Here is a 15,546-nt window from a genome sequence, read left to right as displayed (position 1 = left end):
TAGATTCGACAGATATAATGGAATTATAAGAAGCCTAAATCTAAAAAAGTAAAAAGCTCACGCTAACGATGCGTGAGCTTTTTTCATTGGTTAATTTGCAGAACCAACAAATCGCTTGGTTCAATAGCTAGCAAACTGTGTTTTTCTTTTGGACTCATATGCAGAATATTTTCAGGTGTTACGACTACCGTCTCACCTTCTACACTAAACGAAACTTTACCACTCCGTACGATAATGATGACATCAGCCACTGAATCATGTTCTGCAATGTTTTCACCTGTTTGTAATTGCATATTCACAACCTTAGTATTGCCAAAACTTAAGGCTTTTTGGACATGCTTGTTTTTTTCACCTAATAGATTAGGCGTTCCAATCATTTCCATTTATATCACCTCGCTCCCTTTTCTACCTATATACCCGTTATAACCAAAAAGTGTATTTCCTATTGGTTAAGCAATAGGAAATACACTTTTTCAATTTACTTACCTAACATTTCATCTACCTTGTCCTGATTGTTGTCAATCCATTCTTGTGCAACTGTTTCAGGATCGTCACCTTCTTCAATCTTCACAATCATTTCTTCCACATCATCAATTGAAATACTCCAGTTACTTAAGAATTCATAAGCTTCTGGTGCATTCCCTTTTAATTCATTGTTCGTGATGACTTCAACAGAAGAGGTTTCGAAAAATCCTTTTTCATTCGTCAACACTTTTAAGTCAAATTTGTTGAACATAGTATGTGGTCTCCAGCCATAAAAGACAACCGGTTCTTCATCAGCCATCATTTTTTGAGCCTGAGCTAGCATACCGCCCTCTGAAGAATTTACTTGTGTCATATCAAATTCATAGGCTTCAAGAATTTCGTTACTTTCAATCGTTGCTCCTGCCCCTGCTTCAATGCCATAAAAATTATTGCCAAATTCAGCTTCGCGACCTTTTAAGTCTTCAACAGTATTGATATCTTCCATGTAAGTAGGAACCGTCCAGCCTGTTTCTCCATCCGGATAGCTTACAGAAGTACTTGAAATGGTGTCTTCGTATTTATCAAGATATGTTTGGTGGATCGGTACCCATGCATCCATAAATACATCAAGATCTCCACGAGACAAGCCCGTATAAACGCTACCTGCATCTGCACTTGTTTCAACAACTTCATAGCCCATATCTTTTAAGATCAAACCAGCAATTTTTGTTGGTGGTACAGTACTGGTCCACGGAGTTACACCGAAAGTGATTGTTTTTTGTTCGGCACCTTCTGCTTTTCCTGTTTCTTCTTTATCAGAACCACAAGCGGCTAATACTGCAACCATTAATGCAATCATTGTTACAAATAAAATCTTTTTCATCATTCATTTCCCCTTTTATTTTTTATTTTTTTGAACCAATCCTTGAGTAATGCGATCCATTACAATAGCTAACACAACGATACCTAAACCGCCTGTCAGGCCAAGTCCCACATTTACCGTAGAGATTCCTTCAAGAACTACTGAACCAAGTCCAGGTGCTCCAATCATTGAAGCAATAACTGCCATTGATAAGGCCAGCATCATCGTCTGATTGATTCCTGCCATAATTGAAGGCATTGCTAAAGGTAACTGTACTTTATAAAGCAGTTGCCATTTAGTCGAACCAAAAGCTCTTGACGCTTCGACAACATCCGCAGGAACCTGCTGAATACCGAGCGTTGTCATCCGTACTGCTGGTGGTGTAGCAAATACGAAAGTAGCAATTACGGCCGGAACATTTCCAAGCCCGAATAAAAGAATAGCCGGTATTAAATAAACAAAACTTGGCAAAGTCTGCATAAAATCCAAAATCGGGCGAACAATGCTAGCCATCGTTTTGTTGGTAGCTGCTAATATTCCAAGTGGAATACCGATAATGATGGATATCAACGTAGAAACGATAACGATGGATACCGTCTGCATTGCTGCTTCCCACAAATCAACAGATCCCAGATATAAACTCCCAAGCAAAGCGAACAACGCCAGTCCTTTACCAGAGAATTTCCAAGCAATTAATACAAGAATTAGCACAAGCACTTCTGGAGGAGCTGCAATCAAAAAATCCGTTACACCATCGACAAAAGTACGAAGGCTATTGCTAATACTATCGAAAAAATCACCTGTGACCGGTAATAGCCAATCATCTACAAATCGATTTGTCCATTCTTCAAGAGGCAATGTGAAATAATTCATGAGCTAGTCACCTCACCTTTCCCTAACACTAAGCCGGAAAGAATAGAAACACGTGATACGATGCCAAGTAACTTTCCGTTCTCTATTACTGCCAGTGGATATTTCGCTTCGACAGCCACACCAAAGAGGTCATTTAAAGGGGTATCTGGAGAAATTTCGTGAATATCTTTAATTAATACCGTTTCAATTGCCAATTCTTTTTTATAAGCATTGATGGCATTGTCGATTGTTAACAAACCTTTGAAATTTTTCTCCTTATCAACTACAAAAATACTTGAAACTCCGGCATCTTCCATTTTGCGGACAGCAGCTAACGCACCGCTTTTATCCATCATGTGAACAGCTGGCTTTTTCATAACATGAGAAGCCATAAGAACTTTGGAGCGATCTACATCTTTAACGAAATTTGACACATATTCATTCGCAGGATTTTCTAAAATTTCATCCGCTGTTCCTACCTGAACAATTTCACCGTTTTTCATAATAGCGATTCGGTCTCCAAGTTTTAACGCTTCATCCAAATCGTGTGTAATAAACAAAATGGTTTTCCCTAATTTGTTCTGCAGATTTAACAGTTCGTCCTGCATTTCTTTACGGATTAATGGATCTAGCGCACTGAATGCCTCATCCATTAAAAGAATATCCGAATCATTAGCGAGTGCACGCGCAAGACCGACGCGCTGCTGCATTCCACCACTCAGCTCTTTTGGGTAACTGTTTTCATACCCATGCAAACCAACATCTTCAATTGATTGTTGAGCGCGCTTGTTGCGTTCTTCTTTTTTGACTCCTTGAATTTCAAGACCATAAGCTACATTTTGCAAAACAGTTCGATGTGGAAACAATCCGAATTGCTGAAATACCATGCCTAGCTTTTTCCGTCTCGTTTCAATCAGTTTGTTTTTTCCCATTTCCACAATATTTTCGCCATCAATTAGCACTTCACCTGAAGTCGGCTCGATTAATCTGTTTACTAAACGGATTAATGTAGATTTCCCACTTCCTGACAATCCCATAATAACAAAAAACTCACCTGCTTCTACCGAGAAAGAAGCTTGATTAACCCCCACAGTCATTCCAGTTTCTGCTAAAATATCATCTTTTTGTTCACCGTTCATAAGTCTTTTCAATCCTTGTTGCGGATGAGAGCCAAAAATTTTTGTTAGGTTATTTACTTCTATCTTTTTCATCAACATACCCCTTAATTTTTTGTTTCAGATGATCATCGAAAGCCAATCTTTCTGCCTGCTTGTTCTGGTACCGGTTGTCCTTTTTGTTGTGTTCTTAGCACTTCTATTGCTATTGCTATCGTTTCTGGAAACGGTGTAGGTTTTCCTAGTACAGAATCCATTCCCATCCACATTTGTTCACTTGTCGCGACCAAGTCACCAACTGAGTTATTCATTGTCAAAAAGACATGTAATCTTTTCGCATCACAATTCAGCAGCTTCACCCTAATTGCTAAGCTATCGTGTTCATGGACTTCCTTTAAGTAGCATAAATGTGTTTCTAGCGTGAAGATCGTGTAATTTAGTTGGGTTCGAACATTTCCAGTCAAGCCCAGGAATCCGATAAAGCTATCCGTTGCTTGGCTAAATACTTTTGCATAGGCCGCATCATTCATATGACCATTGTAATCAACCCATTCACTTTGAACTTTTTCTTCATATAGAAAGGTCGAACGTGCCACACCTCTTCCCCCTTCCCAATAATCTATTTTTCAACTACTAGTTTTTTAGTTGCTGTAGTTTCTGGCCAATAAGATTCAACCAAACTTAGTAGCTCAACTAAAAATTCGTTGCGTTTATTTTCTAACTCACCAATCGTTACGTCACCTGCATGGCTTTCGCATCCTGAAATAACTTTTTCTTTTAATTCATCCGTTAGTTCAGGGGCCTCTAGTTTGGTCCAAGGTAGTTTTAGTGCAGGACCAAATTGTTCAAGCATGTGACGCATTCCTTTTTCGCCGCCAGCAAGATGGAATGTTAAGAATGGTCCCATTTGAGCCCAACGCAAGCCTGCTCCATAAATGATAGCAGCATCTACTTCTTCAGTAGTTGCAACTCCGTCATTTACCAGATGCAATGCTTCTCGCCACAATGCTTCCATCAACCGATCTGCCAAATGACCTTCGATTTCCTTTTGAATAATCAACGGCTTCATCCCTATACTTTCATAAAAGCTTTTAGCACGATCCATAACGAGTTGATCCGTTTTCCTACCTGCTACTAGTTCAACCAAAGGCAATATGTAAACTGGATTAAAAGGATGTGCTACGATCAGGCGTTCAGGATGTGCTAAACCTTCCTGCAAAACACTCGGCATAATACCTGAAGTGCTCGACCCAATAATAGCGCTTTTCTTAGCATGTGCATCAATACTTGCCAATACGGCTTTTTTCAAGTCTTCTCGTTCTGGCACATTTTCTTGGATTAAATCAGCATCACAAACGGCTTTTTCAATAGTCGGCATAAATGCGAGACGGTTTCGATCCGCACCTTCTGCTAAGCCTATCTTCTCTAAAGATGGCCATGCCTGTGCTACGGCTTTTTGGGTCCGCTGCTCTGCACCTTCAGAAGGGTCAAATGCGATGACGTCATAGCCTTGAGCTAAAAAGCGAGCTATCCAACCATTACCGATTACACCTGTCCCAATTACCGCCACTTGGTTTATCTGTTGCAGATTATTCCCCATTATTTCTCACCTCTATAAGGATTTCTCAAGTTAAAGTGGATACGCGCTTCTTGCGGCGTCATCACTTCTACATGTGCAGCGTGCAGCTTTGTTACCGCTTGGTCAACAAGTTGTTCGTTGCGTGCAAAAATTCCCTTTCCTAAATAAAGATTATCTTCAAGTCCCACACGAACATTTCCACCGTTTTGTGCGGCCATTTCCAAAATCGGCATTTGCATCCGTCCGATACCAAAAGCTGACCAATGAGCATTGTCTGGAAGACGATTTTTCATGTACAACATCGTTTCTTCGTCAGCTTCTGCTCCCCACGGAATGCCCAGACAGAATTGGAACATCGGATCCCCATCAACTAGACCTTCTGCTATTAATTGCTTGGCGAACCGAAGATGTCCCGTATCGAAACACTCAAGCTCTGGCTTCACGCCGCTTTGTTGTATAAGCCTTGCCTGTTCACGTAGCCAACGAGTTGGGCTCATATAAACCATATCGCCAAAGTTGACACTTCCACAATCTAACGTACACATTTCTGGAAGCAAACTGCCTATTGGCTCGTGTCGTTCTTCAGGCGTTTGCATATCTGTACCTTCTGCGCCCATTGAAGGGTTTGACAGATTAGGGATAAAGTCTCCTCCACCACCAGATGTAATATTGATTATTACGTCTGTTTCAGATTCACGAATACGTTCAATAATTTCTCGGTAATGATCTAGACTATGGCTAATACCACCTGTTTTAGGATTACGTGCATGAACATGTGCAACAGTTGCGCCTGCTTTTGCAGACTCAATTGCAGAGTCTGCTATTTCTTTGGGTGTCACAGGAACATATTGATTTTTCCCTGCTGTATCCCCAGCTCCCGTCACGGCTACTGTTAATAAAACTTTTTGTGTCATATAATCTCTCCCTATTTGATCTTTAGGTATGTACTCTAAGTTAAATTACTTTTTATTCCATATAACCAATTAAGTGTTTTTTATATTTTAAACTGTACCATCCAGACGGTATTGTTTCAAGGCGATTTCCCTCGTAAACGTCTCAACTAGTCTATAGAAAACTCCTTCATCCTAGACGCGGCTTGGCTTTAACCCATTATTAAAAAAATTTAAAAAAATCACACCATTTTGTTAAATGGTGTGATTTTTATTATTCATCTATCCAATTTTTTAACTTCATATAAATTTCCTGCTTTTTTTCTTCACCTAAATAATGTATATCAAAAAGTTCAGACAACCAAATTCCATCTGTCGCTAAACGAATAATAGTAGCTTTAATAGGATCGATACCATCGCCTTCAATTTCATCTTGCCATTCATTATAGAGGTCACGAATTGGATCCAACAAATCAGAATTCACAGCTTTAGCGGCTAATAAACCCGCATGCATTTCTTTATTTGGGTATGGATTATTAAAAGTTACATCAGCGTATGCGCGAATCCATTTCCCTTTTTCTTTGGATGATTCTTCTACTGAAGTTGCAATTTTATGACGGTAATTTTCAGCTAAGTGGTCTACCATTCCTTTGACTAAAGCTTCTTTTGAGGGAAAATGATAAAGCAATCCACCTTTACTAACTCCAGCTTCAATAGCCGCTGCTTCTAACGTCAAATTAAAAATGCCCCGTTCACTGACTATTTTGGACGCTGCATGAAGAATTTCAATTTTTCTGGTTGCTCTAGCCATATGCATCTCCTCTATCAGAATAGATTTTGTTATAACTATACTCCCCGGACGGTTTTTTTTCAAATTATTTTCTAGTTTTACAAGCAATCAAGAAACAGAGCATTCGTTACATGTGTTTGACAATTGATAAATGTTGCCTTTCATCAACTAATCTATTATTTAAAGAAAAAAATCGACTCCATGAAGAATCGATTTTCTAGCTTTTAGTCTATTTTGGAAATGTTAACGATCGCATTTTCTGCGTGCTGGGTTTTTAAAACGTCTTTTGCAGCTAGGTCGCATAAAGAGACTATGCCAATTACATGTTCATCTGCAACAATCGGTAGCCGATGAATCTTATGTGCGGCCATCAACTCAGCTGCTTCTTCGATTGTTAACTTTGCCGTTCCAGTAATAACTTCTGCCGATAAGATTTCCGATATGGGCGCATCATTCGGAATTTGTTCAGCCATTCCTCGAATGACAATATCCCTATCTGTAACGATGCCGACTAGGCGGCCTTCTTGACAAATAGGAATAGACCCTACATTGATTTCCCGCATCTTCGAGGCAACTTCTTGAAGCGTTGATTCAGGTTTACATGTTTCGACATCAACCGTCATGATTTCTTCGATTTTCATCCCTTCTGCCTCCTTAAACGATTTCATTACTATACCTTAGCCTTTTTGGAAGCTAGCAAACATCAATTGTGAAAACAAAGAAGGAATCAGTTCATTTGAACCGATTCCTTCTTATTTCGCATAGTATTTTCAACCTATTTGCTAGCCTTGCTATTCAACTAGCTGAATAAATTGTTTTGTCCGTTCGTTTTGCGGATTTTCAAAGAAGTTTTTGGGATCTGCCGATTCAATAATTGTTCCTTTATCAATCATAATAATACGATCCGCTACTTCTTTAGCGAATTTCATCTCATGAGTCACAACAACCATCGTCATTCCTTCTTCAGCTAGTTGTTTCATAACTTGAAGCACTTCTCCAACTAACTCTGGATCTAGTGCTGAAGTTGGTTCGTCAAAAAGCATGACTTTTGGTTCCATCGCAAGTGACCGCGCAATGGCAACACGCTGTTTTTGTCCGCCCGATAGTTTGCTTGGATAGACATTTGCTTTATCTTCCAACCCTACTTTTTTCAACAATTCCATACCTAAAGCTCTCGCTTTTTCCTTTTTCATCTTTTTAACAGTGATCGGTGCTTCAATTACATTTTCCAATACCGTCTTATGAGGAAATAAGTTGAAATGTTGGAACACCATGCCGACTTCAGCGCGAATGTTCGTTAAGTTGTCTTTTTTCGTATTTACCATATGACCATCAATGGTAATTTTTCCATCATTAATCATCTCAAGAAAGTTAAAGCATCTGAGAAGTGTACTTTTACCAGAGCCACTGACTCCAACAAGGACAACCACTTCTTGGGGCTTTACGTGAAGGTCTACCCCTTTTAACACCTCGAGGTCACCAAAAGATTTATGAATGTTTTCTCCAATAATCATGTGTGTTCCCCCTTAGGCTTTATCGACATCGAGTTTATTTTCATACCAACGCAATAGGTACGTGAAAATCATTACTAGTACCAAGTAATAAAGTGCAACAACTAAGAAAGATTCAAAAGGTTGGAAAGACTGTGCTGCTTCACGGTTTGCGAGCGCAAAAATTTCCGATACCCCAATAATATAAACAAGAGATGAATCTTTTAATGTGATGATAAACTGGTTGCCAAGTGGCGGAATTGAGCGACGCAACGCCTGTGGAAATACAATCCGTTGCATCGTTTGTTTCCGGTTCATCCCGAGCGACATACTCGCTTCACGCTGACCAGGGTCAACGCCTTGAATCGCGCCGCGGAAAATTTCGGCAATATAAGCCCCGTTGTGAATACCTAAAGCAATTGCACCTGCCCAGAAATTATCCATCGTATAAATTTCTACTATACCAAAGTACAAGAACATAATTTGAACGATTAACGGTGTACCTCGGATAATGGTGATATAGACATTCGCAATGCCCTGTAAAATTTTCGATCCTGAAATTTTCATCAATGCAAAAACTAAACCAATCACCGTACCTAGAATAACACCAATCGCAGTCAATTGAAGCGTGACAACGGTTGCTCTCAGAAATCCTGGATAGGTCCGCATGAACACTTCATAGACTGTTGAAAATAACTCTAACATAGACACCACTCCTCCTTATCCCAAATGATTACTTGAGGATTTCTACCCCTTCAAGATCTACATCAAGGAGGTTACGGCCAAACCACTTATCTGAAATCTCTTCGTATGTGCCATTTTCAACGATTGCAGCTAGTGCTTCGTTTACTGCAGCTAATAGTTCTTCGTCTTCTTTGTTAATTGCAACTGCTGCTTGTTCAATCCATAATGGATCTCCTACCATTTCGACTTCAAGTCCAGCGTTTTGTGCTTCAAATCCTACTACATCGGCAGTGATAACTGCGTCTAAACGGCCTTCAATCGCCAAATCTTGCAATGCGACAACATCACTATTGTAATACTGGATATCGTCTGTGTATTTTTGTGCAGCTGTGTCGTAGGTGCTTTGTCCGACAACGCCAATTTTCGCACCTTCAAGATCGGCTTCAGATGTAATTTCTGTATTGCCTGCTCTAGTGAAAATCACACCACCTGAGTAGTAGTAAGGATCAGAGAATGAAACTTGTTTTTCACGCTCTTCTGTAATCGCCATCGATCCGATAATTGCATCGAAACGATTTGTCGTCAAGCCTTGAAGAATGGTTTCCCAAGGTGTTGTAACCGGATTTGGTTCTAGTCCCATTTCTTCTGAAAGTGCGTTACTAATATCAATATCAAATCCCGTCAAGTCGCCACCTTCTGTAAAGTTGAATGGCTTATAAAGACCACTCGATGCCGTAGTAAATTTTCCTTCTTCAACCAATTTCAAATCGCTGCTTCCGCCTTCTGTGTTTGATCCTTCTTCCGAACTAGTTGAGTCGTCTCCTCCACAAGCTGCCAATAGCATTCCCGCAGAAAAAATTACGCTTAAAAATGATAATTTCTTTTTCATTTTGCTCTCCCCTTTTCGTTTATAGTTGACCAAATCGCCAAGGCGTTCCGGAAATTCCCAGTAAATTGAATACGATTAAATAAAAAGATTTCGATCTTTATAGACTGCTTCCACTTTTGCTAAATTACCATTCACTTTTGCATGCTCCTTAACGTAAACAAACCGCATGATCGAAGTTAAAAGTGCATGGACAGAAGTATACGAATCAATATTCAAATTTGAATTAACGGATACAGTCAGTGCGTAGTCTGCATAAGACATCGCTGGAGAATCATTTGAATCAGTCAAAATGATAACTTCAGCTCCTTGTGCTTTAGCAGTTTTTAATGTATCGATAACCATTCGGGTATATCGCGGAAAAACAAAGGCAATTACCAAATCTCCTTTTTTCAATTTCGATAGCTGCGTATAGTATTCTCCAGTCGAAGGATACATTGTTTCCGTATGACCAAGTACCAGGTTCAGCCAATTAGCGAACCAATGGGCTATCCCATAATCAAAAAAATTGCCAGTTACATAAATCTGATCTGCTTGACTGATTTTGTCGACAACTTGAAGCAGTTTCTCCTCATTTATCGATTTCTTCAGTTTGACGATACTCAAAATGTCTGCGTCCAGTAAATTCTCCAAAAAAGACTGATCATCAACAGGTTCTGGGGTATTCTGCTCCGCTTTCTCCAGACGTTCTTCAGCTAGTTTCCGCTGCACAACTTGTTGAAATTCTGCATATCCCTTGTATCCAAGTTTTTGCGTCCACCTAATTACCGTCGATTCACTGACATTGACTCGCTTGCCGACTTCAAGAGCAGTAGAAAATGCTAAGAAAATAGGCTCTTTGAAAAACAAATCACCCACCTTTTTTTGGCCTGAACTAAAATCTGGATAAGAATTAGAAATACTTCGCAGTAAATCCTGCATATTTAACGCCTCCACTTGAAGAACACACTCATTTACTCTCTAAAGTATACTATCATGCAGGAAAACCTGCAATAGTTTACAGAAAATTCTACAGAAATTATTTTCTCAGATTATTTATAAACATGCATAAATAGCCACCCGCAAAGGAATAGATACACTCATTCAAAACAAAAAATTTAGTTTTTTTAGTTTGATTGCTTACATCAGTTTTGCGAAAACAACAGTTGATACAAGATAAAAAGTGGAATAGCATTCGCTTTAATGCCAAAAAGGCCTAGATTATTGTTTTAAAGGTTCGTTTACAGAATAGTTATATCAGAGCAATGTCCCTGACAAATAACTATTATGTCTAATTATCCTCTTCAAAGATTAGGCTTCTTTAGACAATTCATAGGAAAAATCCACTGCTCTTTTCTATCTAGCATCGGTTCTTTTCGTATTTCTCTTTCTCTCCTGTATAATATTTGTATAAGTCATTTTATTGAGGGGCTGTTTATCGTGTGGGAAAATCGGATATTTAAACTTTTTATCTTTTGGTATGTTTGCGGCATCATTTTACTCGGCTTTGACATTTTGCCATCTTGGCTTGAATGGGCCAATGCATTCTTTTTGATTTTAGCTGGTACATTAGGCTTTTTGTATTTCCTTAAACGTTTTGGTGTTGTTGGTGGTTCTGTGCTCGGCGTCTTTGTATTCTTTTCAACATTTATTGTGGAATGGGCAGGTTCGGACAGTGGGTTCTTATTTGGTTCTTATGATTACACAGATCGTTTTGCCCCCAATGTATTCGGTGTTCCAATTGCCATAGGTTTCGCTTGGTTAATGGTCATGGCAACCACCCATGTCGTAGCGCGTTGGATTGTTCCGAGCGGTGGCTTAGTGTATGCCATTGTCGGAGGCATTGGGGCTGTAATTATTGACTTGATTATTGATCCAGTAGCCTATCAAATAAAACAATATTGGATTTGGGCTGATACCGGACTCTATTATGATATTCCTTGGACTAATTTCTTTGGTTGGTTTGTCGTAGCATTCGTTCTTCATCTGATTATCGACTTGATGATGAAAAAACGAAAGATGATCATTACTAGCAACTTAGCTGAAAAACGGATGGTTCTTCTCTATGTATTGATGATTGCCATGTTCGTCATGCTTGGCGCAATCGGTGGTTTAACCTTAGCTGCTATTTTAACCACTTGCTTAACTGCCGCGATTGTCTTGCTTGCTTGGAAGAGGAAACCTGTATGATTAGCGCGAAAAAATCGGCTTTATTTGAGGCAGGATTCACGATGTATTTGACGCCGCTCATCCGGTTTTCCTTTTCTCGGATACTTGGACAAGGAGTAAAGCCGATACCGGATAAGCCCGTTTTGTTTATTGCTAACCATAGTTCTTGGTGGGACGGACTTGTTTTTTTCTACTTAAACCGTACAGTCTGGCATCACGATATTCATATGATGATGCACGAAGAAGGGCTTAAAAAACATTCTTTTTTTCGCTACCTTGGAGCATTTTCTATTAATCGTCAAAAGCCCAAAGAAATTTTGACTTCGCTTCAATACGCTGAAGCATTACTAAAGCAAGGAAAGTCCGTTGTTCTTTTTCCTCAAGGCGATGAATTTCATCTCGAAACAAGGCCACTCGCTTTTCAAGCAGGAGCCGCTTACTTAATAGAACATTGTCCAGAAGTCCCTATTGTGCCACTCAGTTTCTATTACTCTTTTGGACATCAGCAAAAACCCGAGCTGTGGATTCAACAGCACCAACCGATACGAGCGAGTACGCTTGAACATATGACACGCAAAGAAAAAACGCTTTATCTTCAACAACTTTCCACAGAACAACTTGATTCCTTAAGAAATACAGTAATCAGCGAAAACAGCGAAACATTTTATTCTCTCGGAAGAAGAAGAAAATGATGATGGCTAGCTATATCGGAATCCACTTATTTTTCCTAGCCTGGATTATTATCAATCGTTTGTTTCTTCCAGCTCTGTCTAAACATCCAAAACTTTCAGCTGAGCCTTTGGTATCCGTTTTAGTTCCCATGAGAAACGAGGAGCGCAATGTTGAAATTCTTATAAAATCCTTAAAGAATTCCTCTTACAGCCGTATGGAATTTATTGTCCTAAATGATCAATCGACGGATGGCACGCAAAGGGAGTTGGAGCGCACAATCGCTGGTGACGACCGTTTCACTATTTTACAAGGCAACGAATTGCCTGTAGGTTGGGTTGGAAAGGTGCACGCTTGTCACCAATTGCAACTCGCCGCTTCTGGAAACTATTTACTGTTTGTCGATGCTGACGTTCGTTTTCGTCCACAAGCCATTGAGCAGTCACTGGCGTTAATGCAGCGAAAAGGTACGCAACTGCTCACTGGCTTTCCGGCTTTTGATGTCACTCCTTTTCTAAGTAAGCTTCTCGTACCGATGCTACATTTTGTAATTTTATTCCACTTGCCGATTGCACTGGCCAATTACACTAAATTCAAAGCGGCTACAGCAGCTAACGGCATGTGGATGATGTTTGAAAGAACCAGTTACAAAAAAATTGGCGGACATGCTGCTGTCCGTGATTCGCTAGTCGAGGATGTTCATATCGCACGTCAAGTAAAAGCTCACGGCTTTAGTGTGGTGTTAGCGAATATTACGATGTCAGTAAAATGTCGAATGTATGAGACGAACGCTGAAGTGTGGGAAGGATTTCTTAAAAATAGCTATGCAGGAATCGGTCGCTCTCCGCTAATGGCCTTCTTTCTTATCTTATTTTATTCGATATTTTACGTTCTCCCTCCATTTTTAGCTATTTACGGCGTATTCAGTGGCTCTTACTGGTGGATTGCCCCTTACGCGTTGACAGTTGTTCAGCGCTGGTACGTAGACATGGTCACCAACCAACGTTGGTACTTGTCTTTCCTGATTCCCCTTCAAGCAGCAGCTATGCTTGCCGTATTGGTGGAATCGATGCGAAAATCCTTGAAAAAACAGCCTTATTCGTGGAAAGGAAGGCATTATTCATGAAAAAAATCGTTATAGTCGGTGGCGGATTGGGTGGACTTTCTTCCGCAGTAACGCTTGCCCATGCAGGGTTCGATGTAGAACTTTTTGAAAAAAACAATCATCTTGGTGGCAAACTTATGCCCGTTAAACTGGGAAGTTATCATTTTGACTTTGGTCCAAATACCATCACAATGCCAGATGTCTTCAATAGTGTCATCTCACAGACTGGCGAAAGTCCACAAGATTACCTGAACTTCATTCCGTTAGAAGTTCATACTCGCAATCATTTCCCTGATGGTCGTGCATTTGACTTTACTAACAATCAACAACAAATGATTTACCAGCTTCAAAGCTTTGACCCTGTAGCCGCTGAAAAATACAAGGCTTTCATAAAAGAAATCAGTCGCTTATATGCATTGTCAAAGCGCTATTTCTTTCCGGTAACGTTCCAATCCTGGCGTGATTATTTATCACCTTCTCTTGGCTTTGCGCTTTTACAAGTACGCCCAGCAGAGTCCATGCATCATTTTTTCCAGCGCTACTTCACCGAGCCTTACTTAGTTCAAGCATTTGACCGCTATGCCACATATATTGGTTCTTCACCTTACCGGGCACCCGCCACTTTTTCCATGATCGCCTATTTGGAATTGGTTGAAGGTGTCTACTATACAAAAGGTGGAAATACCGGAATTGCGGATGCTTTTGCTGCTGTTGCTAGAAAATCAGGTGCTCGATTGCATACCGGTACAGAGGTTGCAAAAATAGTAACAGCTGATAAAAAAGCAGTTGGCATTGAACTTGCAGATGGTACCCACGTTGCTGCTGATTTGGTTATTTTAAATGGAGACTTATTATCAGCGTTTCCCGCTTTAGTTGAAGAAGCAAAACGTCCTTCTTTATCCGATGCGAAAGTGGCAGCTTTCGAACCATCAATATCGGCATTCGTTATAACTGTCGGTTTAACTAAACGACTCGATATTTTGAAGCACCACAATGTTTTTTTCTCATCGAATTATCAAAAAGAGTTTAGCGATTTATTTGAGGCTTCTGCATATAGCGACGAACCCACTGTCTATATTAGCAACTCGTCCTATACGGATTCTTCCGTTTCACCAGATGGCGACAACCTGTTTATCTTAGTCAATGCACCTGCACTGACTAAACAAGGACATCTTCAAATTGATCCTGAAGCTTACAAGGAACGTATTTATGACTTCTTGTTCAGCTATGGCGTCGACATTCGTAGCTATTTAGCAGAAGAAAAAATTTTCACCCCTACTTTTATTCGTGAAAAATTCGGTTCATTCCGCGGAGCTTTGTACGGTCCTTCTTCCAATAAGCGAAAAGATGCCTTTTTGCGCCCCGCTAATGCTAGTCGTGATATTCAAAATCTCTATTTCGTCGGTGGAAGTACTCATCCCGGCGGTGGATCGCCAATGGTTGTGTTAAGCGGACTGAACGTCGCCGAAAAAATCATTTCAGCTTCTAAAAAAAGGGTTTCGTTAAAGTGACATACCTGCATAACCTAAAGATAAAAAAAGACACGTAAACACAAGGTAAAAACTTGTGTTTACGTGTCTTTTTTCTAGAGAATTTATCTAGTTCGTTCATAGCGTCACTATGAGCCTGATTTCCCTATGGCCTCATCGCTGCCTGTTTCATTAAAAGAAACTATACTACATGTTTGGTTGCAAGTCATTGTCTTCATGATTTGCGCTCTCTTTCAATCGATGACTCCTGCTGTGCGGCAAAGTGCGCCGCTTCGCCAGATCGTCTTATGCCCGGCAGAGCTACACGGGTGCTTGCGCTTTTCTTTTTGTCCAGCTCCAGCACCCAGCTCTTTGGGTCATAAGCCACTCCTGCTGTGCGGCAAAGTGCGCCGCTTCGCCAGATCGTCTTATGCCCGGCAGAGCTACACGGGTGCTTGCGCTTTTCTTTTTGTCCAGCTCCAGCACCCAGCTCTTTGGGTCATAAGCCACTCCTGCTGTGCGGCAAAGTACGCCGCTTCGCC

At 40.3% G+C, this 15,546-nt stretch carries 17 protein-coding genes; 4 read left to right on the top strand and 13 right to left on the bottom strand.

The genetic code is table 11. The features are described from left to right. Nucleotides 1-83: 83 nt before the first annotated feature. From AUO94_RS10785 to AUO94_RS10725, 13 genes are all read right to left on the bottom strand, one after another. The gene (locus AUO94_RS10785) at nucleotides 84-383 is read right to left on the bottom strand and encodes a cupin domain-containing protein (RefSeq protein ID WP_058384218.1); all 300 of its coding nucleotides are present in this window, start codon (nucleotides 381-383) and stop codon (nucleotides 84-86) included. A 95-nt stretch (nucleotides 384-478) separates the two neighbouring features. Further along, the gene (locus tag AUO94_RS10780; RefSeq protein ID WP_058384217.1) at nucleotides 479-1,348 is read right to left on the bottom strand and encodes a glycine betaine ABC transporter substrate-binding protein; all 870 of its coding nucleotides are present in this window, start codon (nucleotides 1,346-1,348) and stop codon (nucleotides 479-481) included. A 15-nt stretch (nucleotides 1,349-1,363) separates the two neighbouring features. Next, nucleotides 1,364-2,200, bottom strand: coding sequence for an ABC transporter permease (locus tag AUO94_RS10775; RefSeq protein ID WP_058384216.1), 837 nt, complete (start codon nucleotides 2,198-2,200; stop codon nucleotides 1,364-1,366). Further along, a complete protein-coding gene (locus AUO94_RS10770) occupies nucleotides 2,197-3,390 on the bottom strand; it encodes a quaternary amine ABC transporter ATP-binding protein (RefSeq protein ID WP_058384215.1) in 1,194 nt (397 codons plus the stop codon). The genes AUO94_RS10775 and AUO94_RS10770 overlap by 4 nt, the downstream gene beginning before the upstream one ends. Nucleotides 3,391-3,422: 32 nt before the next feature. After that, entirely contained in the window at nucleotides 3,423-3,890 is a 468-nt protein-coding gene (locus tag AUO94_RS10765; RefSeq protein ID WP_058384214.1) for a thioesterase family protein, read from the bottom strand. A 23-nt stretch (nucleotides 3,891-3,913) separates the two neighbouring features. Further along, nucleotides 3,914-4,894, bottom strand: coding sequence for an L-carnitine dehydrogenase (locus tag AUO94_RS10760; protein ID WP_058384213.1), 981 nt, complete (start codon nucleotides 4,892-4,894; stop codon nucleotides 3,914-3,916). Beyond that, complete coding sequence (locus AUO94_RS10755; protein ID WP_058384212.1) at nucleotides 4,894-5,787, bottom strand: beta-keto acid cleavage family enzyme; 894 nt, start codon at nucleotides 5,785-5,787, stop codon at nucleotides 4,894-4,896. Before AUO94_RS10755 ends, AUO94_RS10760 begins: the two co-directional genes overlap by 1 nt. A gap of 250 nt (nucleotides 5,788-6,037) precedes the next feature. Continuing rightward, the gene (locus AUO94_RS10750) at nucleotides 6,038-6,661 is read right to left on the bottom strand and encodes a TetR/AcrR family transcriptional regulator (RefSeq protein ID WP_237150107.1); all 624 of its coding nucleotides are present in this window, start codon (nucleotides 6,659-6,661) and stop codon (nucleotides 6,038-6,040) included. A 116-nt stretch (nucleotides 6,662-6,777) separates the two neighbouring features. Next, nucleotides 6,778-7,194, bottom strand: coding sequence for a CBS domain-containing protein (locus AUO94_RS10745; protein WP_058384210.1), 417 nt, complete (start codon nucleotides 7,192-7,194; stop codon nucleotides 6,778-6,780). A gap of 150 nt (nucleotides 7,195-7,344) precedes the next feature. Beyond that, the gene (locus tag AUO94_RS10740; protein ID WP_058384209.1) at nucleotides 7,345-8,067 is read right to left on the bottom strand and encodes an amino acid ABC transporter ATP-binding protein; all 723 of its coding nucleotides are present in this window, start codon (nucleotides 8,065-8,067) and stop codon (nucleotides 7,345-7,347) included. 12 nt (nucleotides 8,068-8,079) lie between these two features. Further along, nucleotides 8,080-8,748: an amino acid ABC transporter permease gene (locus AUO94_RS10735; protein ID WP_058384208.1), complete on the bottom strand. Its 669-nt coding sequence runs from the start codon at nucleotides 8,746-8,748 to the stop codon at nucleotides 8,080-8,082. Nucleotides 8,749-8,776: 28 nt separating this feature from the next. Further along, entirely contained in the window at nucleotides 8,777-9,616 is an 840-nt protein-coding gene (locus AUO94_RS10730) for a transporter substrate-binding domain-containing protein (protein WP_058384207.1), read from the bottom strand. A 75-nt stretch (nucleotides 9,617-9,691) separates the two neighbouring features. After that, the gene (locus AUO94_RS10725; protein WP_058384206.1) at nucleotides 9,692-10,534 is read right to left on the bottom strand and encodes a MurR/RpiR family transcriptional regulator; all 843 of its coding nucleotides are present in this window, start codon (nucleotides 10,532-10,534) and stop codon (nucleotides 9,692-9,694) included. Nucleotides 10,535-11,032: 498 nt separating this feature from the next. On the opposite strand from AUO94_RS10725, the gene AUO94_RS10720 reads away from it, so the two are divergent. The 4 genes from AUO94_RS10720 to AUO94_RS10705 are packed head-to-tail and all read left to right on the top strand — an operon-like array spanning nucleotide 11,033 to nucleotide 15,046. Beyond that, a complete protein-coding gene (locus tag AUO94_RS10720) occupies nucleotides 11,033-11,782 on the top strand; it encodes a carotenoid biosynthesis protein (protein WP_058384205.1) in 750 nt (249 codons plus the stop codon). Next, a complete protein-coding gene (locus AUO94_RS10715) occupies nucleotides 11,779-12,453 on the top strand; it encodes a lysophospholipid acyltransferase family protein (protein WP_058384204.1) in 675 nt (224 codons plus the stop codon). Before AUO94_RS10720 ends, AUO94_RS10715 begins: the two co-directional genes overlap by 4 nt. Then, nucleotides 12,450-13,556 carry a glycosyltransferase family 2 protein gene (locus AUO94_RS10710; protein WP_335339245.1) on the top strand — a complete coding sequence of 369 codons (1,107 nt, stop codon included), beginning with the start codon at nucleotides 12,450-12,452 and terminating at the stop codon, nucleotides 13,554-13,556. The genes AUO94_RS10715 and AUO94_RS10710 overlap by 4 nt, the downstream gene beginning before the upstream one ends. Beyond that, the gene (locus AUO94_RS10705) at nucleotides 13,553-15,046 is read left to right on the top strand and encodes a phytoene desaturase family protein (RefSeq protein ID WP_058384202.1); all 1,494 of its coding nucleotides are present in this window, start codon (nucleotides 13,553-13,555) and stop codon (nucleotides 15,044-15,046) included. Before AUO94_RS10710 ends, AUO94_RS10705 begins: the two co-directional genes overlap by 4 nt. Nucleotides 15,047-15,546 lie beyond the last annotated feature (500 nt).

It is taken from the genome of Planococcus kocurii, assembly GCF_001465835.2.
GTDB lineage: Bacteria > Bacillota > Bacilli > Bacillales_A > Planococcaceae > Planococcus > Planococcus kocurii.
Note: the sequence above shows the minus strand (reverse complement) of the source record. Positions and strands in the feature narration are given on the sequence as shown.

Coding starts and splice junctions, on each gene's coding strand:
- AUO94_RS10785 (WP_058384218.1), bottom strand. CDS start 383: ATGGAAATGATTGGAACGCCTAATCTATTAGGTGAAAAAAACAAGCAT.
- AUO94_RS10780 (WP_058384217.1), bottom strand. CDS start 1,348: ATGAAAAAGATTTTATTTGTAACAATGATTGCATTAATGGTTGCAGTA.
- AUO94_RS10775 (WP_058384216.1), bottom strand. CDS start 2,200: ATGAATTATTTCACATTGCCTCTTGAAGAATGGACAAATCGATTTGTA.
- AUO94_RS10770 (WP_058384215.1), bottom strand. CDS start 3,390: ATGAAAAAGATAGAAGTAAATAACCTAACAAAAATTTTTGGCTCTCAT.
- AUO94_RS10760 (WP_058384213.1), bottom strand. CDS start 4,894: ATGGGGAATAATCTGCAACAGATAAACCAAGTGGCGGTAATTGGGACA.
- AUO94_RS10755 (WP_058384212.1), bottom strand. CDS start 5,787: ATGACACAAAAAGTTTTATTAACAGTAGCCGTGACGGGAGCTGGGGAT.
- AUO94_RS10745 (WP_058384210.1), bottom strand. CDS start 7,194: ATGAAAATCGAAGAAATCATGACGGTTGATGTCGAAACATGTAAACCT.
- AUO94_RS10740 (WP_058384209.1), bottom strand. CDS start 8,067: ATGATTATTGGAGAAAACATTCATAAATCTTTTGGTGACCTCGAGGTG.
- AUO94_RS10735 (WP_058384208.1), bottom strand. CDS start 8,748: ATGTTAGAGTTATTTTCAACAGTCTATGAAGTGTTCATGCGGACCTAT.
- AUO94_RS10730 (WP_058384207.1), bottom strand. CDS start 9,616: ATGAAAAAGAAATTATCATTTTTAAGCGTAATTTTTTCTGCGGGAATG.
- AUO94_RS10725 (WP_058384206.1), bottom strand. CDS start 10,534: ATGCAGGATTTACTGCGAAGTATTTCTAATTCTTATCCAGATTTTAGT.
- AUO94_RS10715 (WP_058384204.1), top strand. CDS start 11,779: ATGATTAGCGCGAAAAAATCGGCTTTATTTGAGGCAGGATTCACGATG.
- AUO94_RS10710 (WP_335339245.1), top strand. CDS start 12,450: ATGATGATGGCTAGCTATATCGGAATCCACTTATTTTTCCTAGCCTGG.
- AUO94_RS10705 (WP_058384202.1), top strand. CDS start 13,553: ATGAAAAAAATCGTTATAGTCGGTGGCGGATTGGGTGGACTTTCTTCC.